General features: G+C 43.5%; 7 protein-coding genes. 5 read left to right on the plus strand and 2 right to left on the minus strand.

Annotation, left to right across the window (positions count from 1 at the left end):
• On the minus strand, positions 1 to 1,328 hold a 1,328-nt coding region (locus VF500_RS25660; RefSeq protein ID WP_330862390.1), incomplete at its 3' end, for a carboxypeptidase-like regulatory domain-containing protein.
• 228 nt (positions 1,329 to 1,556) lie between these two features.
• On the opposite strand from VF500_RS25660, the gene VF500_RS25665 reads away from it, so the two are divergent.
• From VF500_RS25665 to VF500_RS25675, 3 genes are all read left to right on the plus strand, one after another.
• Complete coding sequence (locus tag VF500_RS25665) at positions 1,557 to 1,889, plus strand: PadR family transcriptional regulator (RefSeq protein WP_091209926.1); 333 nt, start codon at positions 1,557 to 1,559, stop codon at positions 1,887 to 1,889.
• A 25-nt stretch (positions 1,890 to 1,914) separates the two neighbouring features.
• A complete protein-coding gene (locus VF500_RS25670; RefSeq protein WP_330862391.1) occupies positions 1,915 to 3,591 on the plus strand; it encodes a PspC domain-containing protein in 1,677 nt (558 codons plus the stop codon).
• Between the two features lie 526 nt (positions 3,592 to 4,117).
• Entirely contained in the window at positions 4,118 to 6,565 is a 2,448-nt protein-coding gene (locus VF500_RS25675; protein ID WP_330862392.1) for an outer membrane beta-barrel family protein, read from the plus strand.
• A gap of 146 nt (positions 6,566 to 6,711) precedes the next feature.
• On the opposite strand, the gene VF500_RS25680 is transcribed toward VF500_RS25675, so the two are convergent.
• The gene (locus VF500_RS25680; RefSeq protein ID WP_330862393.1) at positions 6,712 to 9,219 is read right to left on the minus strand and encodes a M14 metallopeptidase family protein; all 2,508 of its coding nucleotides are present in this window, start codon (positions 9,217 to 9,219) and stop codon (positions 6,712 to 6,714) included.
• A gap of 100 nt (positions 9,220 to 9,319) precedes the next feature.
• Here VF500_RS25680 and recQ point away from each other — a divergent pair, with 100 nt between their 5' ends.
• Both recQ and VF500_RS25690 read left to right on the plus strand, forming a co-directional pair.
• Positions 9,320 to 11,491, plus strand: coding sequence for a DNA helicase RecQ (gene recQ, locus VF500_RS25685; RefSeq protein ID WP_330862394.1), 2,172 nt, complete (start codon positions 9,320 to 9,322; stop codon positions 11,489 to 11,491).
• Positions 11,492 to 11,806: 315 nt separating this feature from the next.
• Positions 11,807 to 13,156, plus strand: a complete 1,350-nt coding sequence (locus VF500_RS25690; protein ID WP_330862395.1) for a UDP-N-acetylmuramoyl-tripeptide--D-alanyl-D-alanine ligase — start codon at positions 11,807 to 11,809, stop codon at positions 13,154 to 13,156.
• Positions 13,157 to 13,376: the final 220 nt, after the last annotated feature.

Genomic DNA, 13,376 nt, shown 5'->3' on the forward strand with positions numbered 1-13,376 from the left:
TCGTTTTTAATGATCCAGTATGGATTTACGCCGTATGAGTTAAAGTAAGTGTTAACATCAGCAAACGGTTTTGTAGGGTCGCTGAATTTTGTTAAAGGCACCCATGACGGGGTGTTGAATATAGTGCTGTATAATGAACGGCCGCCATCTAATGTAGCACCGTCATAACCACCATTACCTACAGTATTGGTATAATCCTGTACATAGCTGGCGGTAAACTCGGCCTTGAACTTGTTGTAAGTTTTTGTTGCCGATACACGTACGCTGCTCCTTTTGTATTTATCATCAGGTAATACACCGGTTTTAAATAAATGGTTAGCGGTTAAGTTAAAGCTGTTATTAGCATCACCTGACGAGTATGAAAGGTTGTTCTCTTCGCTGTGACCTGTGTTGAAGAAAGCCCGTCTCGGGTCAGTCTTTGGGGTCATGTAAGGGTAGCTTTGAGTTGTACCATCCTCCAACGGGATACCTAACTGCTGCATATGACCATCATAAGCAGGGCCGTATGACTGGTTTTCGAAAGGGGCGGTAGCAGTAATGAAACCGGTAATTGGATCCTGGAACGGAGCACCTTCACCACCGTAACCACCAAATTTGGTTTGGAATTTAGGGAAGTAAGAGATTTTCTCTAACAGGAAGTTATTGGTATAAGTAACCTGTGGGGCACCGCTTGGGCTACCTTTTTTGGTAGTAATGATCAATGCACCATTTGACGCGTCTGAACCGTAAAGCGCGGCTGCACCGGCACCGTTAAGGATATTCACAGATTCGATATCGTCAGGGTTGATGGTGTTAACCTCGTTTGGAGAGATCGGCGTACCGTTTAATACTACCAGCGCATAGTTGTTACCGATAATGTGACGGCTACCACGTAAGGTAAAACGGGTATTAGGGTTAACACCGTTATTAAGGGTACTTACCACTAAGCCCGGCACCTTGGCAGTTAAGCCGTTGGTAAAGTTGGTAGGATGCGCTTCGGTTAAGCTTTTTGCACTAACAGTTGTAGCTGCTGCTCCCTGCTCTTTAGCCTGGCGTTTGATACCCAAAGCACCTGTAATCACAACCTCGCCTAATGAACGGGCCGATGTTTCTAAAACAACGTTTATTGTGCTGCCTGTTGTAGATTTTTCAGTGGTGGTGTAGCCAATAAAGCTAAAAACGAGTGTGGCATTTGCCGGTACACTGAGTACATACTTGCCGGCCGCGTTGGTTTGGGTACCGATAGTTGTACCCTTTACCTTTACTGTTACTCCCGGGATGGGTAGGCCGTCGTCTTTGGCCGTAACCGTACCAGTAACTGTACGGTTTTGCGCGAATACTTGCGTCATAGACAACACAAGTAAGCACAAACTTACGAGTAGAAGTTTTTTCATTTCGTTAATAATAAGATCAGTTAATAGTTAATTAATCATAAAAGTAATGTTACGTTATCAAAAAGTCAAGTAATTTCTTTGAAAACGCGATTTTTTTTTCAAAAATCCAAGTTTCAGCTAAAAGATTAATAATTATAGTACTATGTATTGCATAATACAATCCAAAACATATATCTTTGTATTATGATCGTCGAAAACACCCAAACCCAAATGAGGAAAGGCATACTGGAGTATTGCATTCTCTCCATCATAGCAAAGGGCGAAACATATGCGTCAGACATAATCGCTGAACTTAAGAAAGCTCAACTGCTTGTAGTTGAGGGTACTCTGTATCCTCTTTTAACCCGTTTAAAAAATAATGGCCTGCTCACGTACAACTGGGTGGAGTCGATTTCCGGGCCGCCCCGAAAGTATTATGTACTCTCGGACGAAGGTCGCGCGGTGCTTGAACAATTGGATAAAACCTGGCAGGAACTCGTATTTGCTGTTCAAACAGCTATCGGAGAAAGAAAATAGAAAAAACCTACAAATCACTTTAATCATGAACAAAACAATTATCATAAATATAAACGGCATGGTTTTTCACATTGAAGAAGATGCCTACGAAGTGCTGAAGAATTATATGACGGATGTAAAGCGTCATTTTTCTACTTCGGCCGATAGCCTGGAGATCACAACCGACATTGAAAACCGCATTGCCGAAATGTTTAACGAGATCCTGGCGCGTGACGCCAAACAAGTTATTGTTGAGGCCGATGTGAAAGAAGTTACCGGGCAGATGGGCAGCGTACAGGATTTTGAAACTGCCGAAACCGATACCAAAACCTCAGGCAGCAATCCGTTTGAATACAATATGGAGCGCCGCAGGCTTTTCCGCGATCCGGATGATCACCTGATCAGCGGTGTTTGCGCCGGTATTGCCAACTATTTTGATATCAATCCTGTTTGGGTGCGGCTGGCCTTTGTCATCCTGGTGCCTTTTGCTGCAATGGGCCTTATTATATATATTATATTATGGATGGTTGTGCCTAAAGCCATTACCCGTGCCGACCGCATGGCCATGAAGGGTGAAAAACAGGACCTGAAAGGCTTTAAAAAGAATTTTGAAGAGGAGTTAAGCACCGTACGCGAAAATCTTCAAAACTTTAAGCACGAAGCCAAGCCCTTCATTTACCAGGTACGTGACCTCATTGGCGATATTTTTGAACATTTGGCGGCCTTTTTAAAAGGCACCGGCAATTTACTTGGTAAACTATTGGCCGCTGCCATTTTGTTAGCCTGCCTGGGCATGACCATTGCCCTTATTGTTTCGCTTATCGCTTTATTTGCTGCGGGTAATATGGGGATCTATAATTTATTCCCCTTCAATATAGCTAACCACCAGGCTAACGGTATTTTTATGGTGAGCGGCTTTTTGGTGCTAAGCATACCGTTATTGGCCATTATTTTATCAACCATTGGCTTCCTGTTTAAAAAGGCTTCATTTAACCGTTCGATAGGTACCACCTTATTATGTATCTGGTTAGCATCGTTAGGAGCAGTTTCTTACTATGGCGTAAAAACCGCGGCCAGCTTCCGCGAGGGTGGCAAATTCACGCAAACCATCAAGCTTAAGCCAACGGCTAATAATACTTATTACCTGCAGCTGAACGACACCAAGTATTTAAGCAATGAAGATAGCACCCGTCTTAAAATCAATGACCGCTTTAAAGGCATGATCATTTTAGATGATGACTTTAACGGCGACGATATGCCAAATCATAATGTTACCATCGATATTGAAAAAAGCGACGTACCGCAGCCCGTATTGATCGAAACTTTCAGCGCCCGAGGTACTAACCTTGAAGAAGCCCTGATCAATGCCCGCAGCGCGGCCTATCGCTTCGACCAAAAAGACTCGGTACTGAACTTTGATCGCCACCTGGAAATGCCCCAGGGCTTTTTATGGCGCGGACAGGAACTTCATCTTACCCTTAAAGTTCCGCTTAATGCAAAGATCGTTATTGATCAGAAACTTGACCGTAACATCAACTTTAATATCTATGAATGTAAAGACCAGGGTAATAATAACGGCATCACCACAGCTACTTACATCATGACCGCCAACGGATTAGAGTGCAAAACAGATACCAACGCAACGGCTGATAAGATCATGGAAAAGATAAAAGCATCAAAAGACACAGGGGTTCCGGATACTACCATTATGCCGGAACATTAAAAAGCCACCTGCCTATGAAAGCCATTTTTAAATATATAAGCCTGCTAATTTTTAGCGGGCTTATTATTCCTTTTTACTTCGTGTTTCAACCATGCGGCAAAACGCTTTTAAACAGCGGGATAACCAAGCCTATATCAAAAAATGAATTGCCAATTACCTTTCGGATTATTAAGGATATGGCAAAAAATTTAATGCCTGAATTAAAAAGTGAAAATAATCTGTAACCAACACCCCTGTTTTTGCATCTTACTATAAAAAGCAACACAATTACCATTTCCGGGTAATCCGGCAACATAAATTTAATAACCGTTAAAAAATGGCCTAAAAGCCAGGTGGAATTGTTTTGCCAAAAATTTAAACTCAAAAGCATGAACACTATGAAAACAATCGCCTATATCTCATAATTACTAAACCCTCAGCACCGGAAAAACACCCCGGAAACTAAAACAAGCTTATTTACAATTTAAAAAAAGAAGCGATTCTTTACCGGCATTGTATTACCCATACTTTTTAAACCGAACTAAAAATGAAAACTATCATACACAACATATTTTATACACTGCTGCTTGTTGCTATCAGCTGCGGTGTATCCTTTGCCCAGCAGGCCGCACCTGCCGCCAAGGTATCCGGGGCTTTGCTCAACGAGCAGGGCAAACCACTTGATTATGCAACAGTAAGCCTTTTGCGCGCTTCCGACTCAACTGTTGTTAAAGGCGCGTTAAGTAACGATGCCGGAGTTTATGTTTTTACCAATATAAAAGCAGGTAATTACATTATTAAAGCTACCGTTGTTGGTTATCAAAAAGCTATAAGTAAAAGTTTTACTGTACCCGCCAATTCATCGCAGGTTACAGCCCCTGCTTTAAACCTGCAAACAGGCAGCACCGAATTAAAAGCTGTTACTATTACAGCAACCAAGCCTCTTATTGAACGTAAGATTGACCGCACTGTAATGAACGTTGAAAACAGCGTACTGGCAGCCGGCAATACTGCCATGGAAATTTTAGAGCGCGCCCCCGGTGTTACTGTCGATAAAGACGATAATATCAGCCTGAAAGGCAAACAAGGTGTAACCGTAATGATCAACGATAAGTTAACCTATCTTACAGCCGCGCAGCTGGCTACCTTATTGCGCTCTACTGATGGTAATACGATCAAATCAATCGAGATCATTACCAACCCATCGGCAAAATATGACGCAGCGGGTAATTCAGGGATCATCAACATCAAGTTAAAAAAGAATACACAATCCGGCACAAATGGCAGCCTTACTGTGGGCGGAGCTAAAAGTAAGTACTGGCGCGATAACAGCAGCCTTAACCTTAACCATAAAGACGGCGCACTGAATGTATTTACCTCGTTAAGCAGGGGCGATAACAAACGCGGTCATACCATTGGCATTGATCGGATTATTACTGATACGCTTGGCAATAAAACTTATTTCAACCAAAACTCAAACATGCCGAGCACCAACCATTACAATAACTATCGTTTAGGTGCCGACTATGACCTAACCTCTAAACATACCATTGGCTTCGTGGTAAGCGGCTATTCAAATAGTGGGCAGGACCTTAATGACAACAGAACTATCATCGGCAAACAATTTGGCGTGGCCGATTCATCTTTACACACTACATCCGATATCAGGCAAACCTATAAAAACTTCGCCCTTAACCTTAACGACAGGCTGAAGCTTGATACCAGCGGCCAGGAATTGAGCATTGATCTGGATTATTCCAAATTCAAGAACAACTCAAATGCCATGTACAATACGGATTACTTTTTACCTGATGGAAGTGTACAGCACGCTCCGCAGATGCTCCGTAACCAAAGCCCATCAACCATAAGTATCTATACCGGCAAAGCCGATTATTCCAAACCACTCACCAAAACCATTAAGCTGGAAGCCGGCGTAAAATTCAGCAGCGTTAAAACCGATAATGACCTGCAGGCCCAGATCTTTGATAATGGCGCATACCGAAATGACTCAACCCGTACCAATCGTTTTATTTACGACGAAAAAATCAACGCCGGGTATCTGAACCTGAACAAACAGTTCAAAAAGTTTTCGGTACAAATTGGCTTACGTGCCGAGCAAACCCGGTCGACTGGTAACCTAATCGGCAGCACACCTGTTAAGAGGAGTTATTTAAACTTGTTCCCAAGTGTATTCATTAACCAAACCATTAATGATAAAAACGAGGTAAGCTTTTCGTACAGCCGCCGTATCGACCGTCCTGGTTATGACGACCTGAACCCCTTCATTTACTACCTTGACCCATATACTTACTCACAAGGCAACGCATTCCTGAATCCGCAGTACACTCAAAACTTTGAGTTTAACTATACCTATAATAAAACTATTAACGTAAGCCTTGGCTATAGTCATACTACTGATGCTATCACCGAGTTGATATTAACCGAAGGCAAACGCTCGTTCGAAACACACCAGAACCTTCAAACCCAAACCGGTTACAATATTAATATCAACACCCCGTTCACCATTACCAAATGGTGGGAAGGCAATGTTAACGCAACCGCGTTTTACCTTGGCTTTAAATCTGACACCCTTGCCGGACACAAATTTAACGATGGCCAATGGGCATTCCAGGGCCGTACAACGCAAACATTCAAATATGCAGGTTACCGCTTTGAGGTAACGGGCGATTATCAATCGGCTTTAACTTACGGTATTTACAAGATCAGGCCGCGTTACTCGGTAGATATGGGTGTCAGCAAATCATTCATGAATAAAAAATTCAATATTAAAGCCTCATGCGATGATATCTTCAACATTCGCCGTAATGATTTGAGCAGCCAGGTAGTCAACAACAATTTTACCATCAAACAAAAGAACGATACCCGCGTAATGCGCCTTACTTTCACCTATAACTTTGGTAACAACTCCATCAAAATGCGCGAGCACCGTAGCGGCGCCGATGATGAAAAAGGCAGGGTGAAGGGGAATAATTAAATCAGTTAGCAGTTTTTAGTTGGCAGATAGCAGTTATCTCCTTATAAAAGGAAAGCGCCGGATAAACAAAATCCGGCGCTTTCCTTTTATTTTATTTTTCTTAACTTAATTAGCACATTTTGCAAACTGCAAACTGCAAACTGACTCTACTGCCCTACCATAAACACAGCGTTGCTAAACAGCAGCTTACCGTTTTCCCAGAAGCTACGGAACAGCGGGTCATCAACCATATAAACAACTGAACCGCGGCCCATAGGCTGTACACCGAGCAGCAAGCCATTGTTGATCTTCTTTTTTGATTCGGCGCCAACAAAGCCCGATACGTAGCCATCTTTTTTTATGGTGCCTACGTTCCAGCCATCATCACCGGAGAAGAGATCATAGATATCGTCATTCAGCTTTAATGAATAATAATACTCCGGCAAACCAAAGCCAAGCGGATGGGTATTATCAAGGTTCAGCTTATAAATAGCGCCGGGGATTGATTCACTAAGCGCCAGGCGGTCACGGTCGCCATATAGCTTAACTATTTTATCTTTGTCCTTTTCTTTATCCTTATCTTCTTTTTTCTCTTCCTTATGTTTAATCAGGAACCCTTTTTTATCAACCAGTAATGACACAGCATTATCTACGGCTATCAGCTTGCCACCGTCGCGGATCCAGCTCTGTAGTTTTTCCGAAGGAAAATCTTCATAACGACCATCAGGGCAAATCACCACATCAAAATCGCCCAGTTTGGTCCTGCCTAAGTCCTGGTACCTTATTAAGGTAACAGGATATGCAATTTGCGCTTCAAAAAGGTGCCAAACCTCACCCATTGCCTCAGAGTTTATACCATCTCCGGCTATTAAAGCAATTTTGGGCTGATGGATGTACCTAACCGCATCCGAACCAATATCCGAGCCCTTATCAACAAAGCCTGTTGAAATAGGGGTGATCTCCTGACCTAAACCAGCCGCCGTTTGCGTAACGACCTGGTCAAAATCTGCCTGATCATTCCCGGCACGGGTAATTATTAATGAGCCTGCTGTAAATTGTTTACCTCCGGCCTCAAATGGTTTTTCGGCGTAACGAACCTTGATCTTCTTTTTGAGCAATGCCGCCAAAAACTTTACATCATTAACCGATTGCCATGCCGATACATAAGCGTAGGCGTGGGTATTTACCAAAGGCTTGGGCGCAGCCACGCTCCACTCTGTGCTGGCAGGCTTAAACGATTCCTTTAAACCATACGCCTTTAAACCATATGCATATGGAAGCGACCATGCCGTAATATCATAAGTATTGGAATCGGGTATAAAAGTCTTGGGCTCCAGCAGCACATGCAGCAATACAGCTTTGGGCTGATAGGCATTAATTACCAGGTCATTAGCACCAACATTATACTGCTCTGTTTTTTGGGTAACATAATTAAAGCCTGTAACCGCCTTATTGGCTAAACCAAAACCGTACTGAATGCCGTTACGCCCCAGCATTTTTGCCAATGCGTTAATTTTATTGTTGTTATCATTTTTAATAACGTAAGTCTTATAGTCGCCCGGAGGATTGGCACGGCTGTTATCAAAAAACTTTTTGTACTCGTCCAAAAGCTTTTGGGTATTTAGCGAAGCGATCTCCAGCGTACTTAAACTTGTTGAATGGTGGTGCGCCACACGTTGTACCAAAGTAAGGGTATCGCCGCTGCGGGTAACTACAGCCAAACCGGCACTGATGCCGCCCTGCTCATAGGTCATGCCGATGGAGCCATTATATAAAGGATAAGTATCGCCGTACGAAGGGTACAACAGGTCGAACTCATATTTGGTGAAATACATCCAGCCGTTCTGGTCAAAATATTTGGCGTTGTTTTTACCAATGGTGATCTGGAACTGGCGCTGCCATTGGGTAATATCCTTATGGTAAGGTTCGGCGGCAGGGGCAAAGTAGTAAGGGGCGTTATAACCCTGTTCATGGTAATCAACATGCACCTGCGGCAGCCATTGATTATATAGGCCCACACGTGCCTGGGTTTCTTTTTGCTGTTGCCAGGCCCAGTCGCGGTTAAGGTCAAAGTAAAAATGATTTACCCTGCCGCCCGGCCATGGTTCGGCATGCTCACGAGATGTTGGACTGGCATCGGGCTCAGCGCCTACAACCGAGTTATAAAAGTTAACATAACGGTCGCGTCCATCGGGGTTTAAACATGGGTCGATAACAACAACCATATTTTTAAGCCAGGCTTTGGTAGCGGCATTTTCGGGATCAACCATGTCAAACAGAGTCCACATGGCGGCTTCGCTCGATGCCGGCTCATTGCCATGCACGTTATAACTTAGCCAGGTAACAACCGGCATGGCTGTACTGCCTCCGCCACTTTCAATCCCTGCCAGTTTAAGATTATTATGACGGATCTCTTCCAGCCTGCCAATATTCTCGTCGGATGCGATAAACATCGCCAGCAATGGTCTGCCTTCATTAGTAGTACCAAACTGCTGCAGCTTTACATTTTTTGAGGCGGATGCTACATATTTAAAATATTCAACAATACGATAATGCGGCGTAAAATGCTCACCCAATTTATACCCCAGGAACTCCTGCGGCGATTGAATTTTTTGCGCAAAAGCCGGGCAAAAAAAACTGATAAATACAAGGAGAAGTAAATGTCTTTTTATCATAAATAAATAATAAAATGTGTAGGAGAAAAGAGATAAGCTAATATGCATAATTATTTTTGAATGTGCACATTTGCATATCGAGCATCTGAAATCTACAAACATGACACCTATCCAGGCCCTGCAAAAATATTTTGGCTATAGTGCCTTCAGGCATGAGCAGGAAGCTATTATTCAAAATATACTCAAAGGACAAGATGTGATGGCGCTGATGCCTACAGGCGGCGGCAAATCGTTATGTTACCAGTTGCCTGCGGTTTTGTTAGATGGCCTAACCATTGTAATATCACCGCTTATAGCGCTGATGAAGGATCAGGTAGACAGCCTGAACGTTAACGGTATCCCGGCGGCTTTCCTCAATTCATCCCTAAATCCCGAAGAAACAAGGATATTGGTAAACCGGCTGAAGAATAATGAGATCAAACTGCTTTACCTTGCCCCCGAACGTTTGTTCAGCGCCGAAAGCAAGGAAAATAAAGATAACAAGCTCATCCCCTTTTTAAAAACCCTGAAAATTGCGCAGATAGCTATCGACGAAGCACACTGCATCTCATCATGGGGGCATGATTTCAGGCCCGAGTATTTAATGCTTGCGGGCCTTAAGGAGGAGTTTCCGTCGGTACCGGTTATCGCGCTTACAGCCACGGCCGATAAGCTTACACAGAAAGATATTCTTGAAAAGCTTAACCTTAAATCCCCGGCGATATTTGTATCCTCATTTAACAGGGCAAATATTACTTACCGGGTATCGCCAAAAAAGAACAGCTTTAAACAACTCATCGCCTTTTTAAATGAACATAGGGATGAGTCAGGTATTATATATTGTCTTTCCCGCAAATCTACAGAAGCTTTGGCCGAGGATTTAAAAGATGAAGGTTTTGCTGCCGAGGCTTATCATGCTGGTTTAAGCAACGAAATAAAAGCCCGGAACCAGGAAGCCTTTTTGCGCGATGACTTGAAAATCATTGTAGCAACTATAGCTTTTGGCATGGGTATCAATAAATCAAACGTGCGCTATGTGGTACACGTCGATCTGCCTAAAAACATCGAAGGCTATTACCAGGAAACAGGCAGGGCAGGGCGCGATGGCTTACCATCCGAGGCATTATTACTTTACTCACCCGGCGATGCTATGAAACTACAGGCATTTGCCAAAGTAGAAGGGAACGAGCAGCAAAGCCGTATTATGCTTAATAAGCTTAATGATATGGTAAAATATTGCCAGCTGCTCTCCTGCCGCAGGCAATACCTGATGAGATATTTCGACGAAGAGTTTCCGGCCAAATGTGGTTCATGCGATGTTTGCCTTACCGAATACAAACGCTTTGATGGCACGCTGATCGCGCAAAAAGCACTCTCGGCAGTTGCCCGGCTAAATGAGCGTTTCGGGGCTAATTATGTGATAGATTTTTTACGGGGATCAAAAAGCGACAAGATCCGCGAGGAACATAAACAGTTAAAAACCTACGGTATTGGTGCCGATATCAGTAAGGCCGACTGGCAGCATCACATTCGCGAGCTGATAACCATGGGCTACCTGCAAACCGCGGGTGATGAATATCCGGTTTTAAAACTTACCGCACAAAGCACCGATGTATTAAAAGGCGGCCAAAAGGTTGAATTTATTGAGATAGAAAAGGTAGAAGAAGTACATCACGAAGAAACCTTACCATACGAAATTTCATTGTTTAACCGCCTGAGAGAGGTTAGGAAAGGCATTGCGGAAGGCGAAAACGTGCCGGCTTACGTCATCGTATCGGATGCTACTTTACAGGAAATGGCAACCTACTTACCACAAAGCCTTGATGAATTGCGAATGATCTCTGGTTTTGGTGACATTAAACTTGCCCGTTACGGTCGCGAGCTGCTTGAACCTGTTAAGATTTATTGCACCGAAAAAGGCCTCGGCTCGAAAATAAAGCAGAAGTCGCCTAAGCGTGAGCGGAAAGCGAAATCACCAGGACAAGTCAAATCTTCTTCGCGAAGCAGTGATACTAAAGCCGAAACGTTTAATCTGTATCGTTCCGGAAAAACCATTGCCGAAATAGCTGCCGAACGTGGTTTCACTACATCAACCATAGAAACACACCTGAGCTATTATGTACAAAACGGCGATCTGGATATAACCGAAATAGTATCGCAGCAAAAGATAGCTGCTATTTCCGATGCTGTTGAAAGTTACGGAGCAGAAAAGCTGTCACCATTAAAAGAGATTTTAGGTGATGACTATAGCTATGGCGAGATCAGGGCTGTGATAGACTGGATGAAGAGGTAGGAATAATTTTTGTTAAGGTTAACTTAACCTTGCGCTCGTTTGCAGCCACCAAGACAAAAATATGTCATTGCGAGGAGGAACGACGAAGCAATCGCATACTATACAGAGCAGAGATGCATTGGCTACGGGATTGCCACGCTACGCTCGCAATGACATAGGCTTTAACCTTGCGCTCGTTTGTAACGAGCGCTCAATATGGGTTTGCGTTTTAAACGCAAGCCCTGGCGATACAATCGCTAAACCACGTTAAGCACTCGTTATAAACGAGCGCAAGATAATTGTACTTTTGATTTACGTTTGCCATTATAAATACACATGACTACCACAACCCAACTCTACGATATATACACCAAACACCCTGTAATTAGCACCGATACCCGGAAGATAGCACCCGGCAGCCTGTTCTTTGCACTCAGGGGCGATAAGTTTAATGCCAATACCTTTGCTCAAAAAGCAGTTGAGGCCGGTGCAGCTTACGTGGTGATTGATAATCCCGAATATCAACTGGGCGAACAGTATTTATTGGTTGAGGATGTACTAACCACATTGCAGGACCTGGCACGCCATCATCGCCGCCAGCTTGGTATCCCCATTATTGGTCTTACCGGCACCAACGGCAAAACCACTACCAAAGAGTTGATCAACGCCGTATTATCGCAACATTTTAAAACCCAGGCAACACAAGGCAACTTAAATAACCACATTGGCGTGCCGCTTACCATATTAACTATTGATGCCAGCCATGAGGTTGCGGTTATTGAAATGGGGGCTAATCATCAAAAAGAAATTGAGCTGCTTTGCAGTATCGCTCAGCCATCGCATGGTTTAATTACCAATGTAGGTAAGGCACATTTAGAAGGTTTTGGCGGAGTTGAAGGGGTGAAAAAGGGAAAAGGGGAGTTGTATGATTACTTTGCCCCCCAGCCCCCTAAAGGGGGAGCAAGCAAAGGAGGCGGTGTGGTTTTCATAAACAGTGATGATACTGTTTTAATGGAGATGGCTGCTGCCCGCCATTTAACACAGGTGGAATATTATGGTACCGATGCTATTGATAACCTCATCAGCGGTGAACTGTTGGAAAACTCGCCTTTACTTACTTTAGAGTGGACCAACAATAAAACCGGCGATAGTTATAAAGTTAAAACTCAATTAACAGGCACTTACAACCTGCCTAATATTTTGGTGGCTATTTGTATTGGCACCTATCTCGGCCTATCAGCTAACGAAATAAATGCAGGGATTGAAGGTTATCAGCCTAAAAACAACCGCTCGCAAATTGTACAAACAACTACCAACACACTTATTTGCGATTACTATAATGCCAACCCAAGCAGCATGTTTGTAGCTATTGAAAACGTGGGCAAAATTGAGGCAAAAAGGAAAGTGCTCATTTTGGGCGATATGTTTGAAATGGGCCCCGAAGCTGCTGTGGAGCACGCTGCGGTTATTAAAAAAGCCATGGATACCCCGGTTGATGAACGGATCTTTATCGGGAAGGATTTTTTAAGTCAACAGTCTGAAGCCGGAAGCCAGGACCCGGCAACTTTTTATGAAACTGCGGAGGACGCTATTGCTGCTTTAAAAGCATATCCTATAAGCAATTCCACTATTCTCATTAAAGGATCAAGAGGTATGGCTTTGGAGCGGTTGGTTGAGTTGTTTTAGGAACTGGTTATCAAACCCGTCATTGCGAGGCACGAAGCAATCCCCTAAATACAGAGTGGCTATTCAGGTAGCCCTGTAAAGTTTGGGATTGCTTCGTACCTTATAATGACGTGCATGTAAATCATTCATAATCAAGCTGCATTTTGGAGAGTAAGACCGAGTTTTTGAGCTTCTTTTTGCAGACGAGCAAGCTTTCTTGCCTTTTGTACTTCTGCATCCT

Origin of the sequence: Mucilaginibacter sp. (assembly GCF_036383575.1) — a bacterium.
In the GTDB taxonomy this organism is placed as follows: domain Bacteria; phylum Bacteroidota; class Bacteroidia; order Sphingobacteriales; family Sphingobacteriaceae; genus Mucilaginibacter.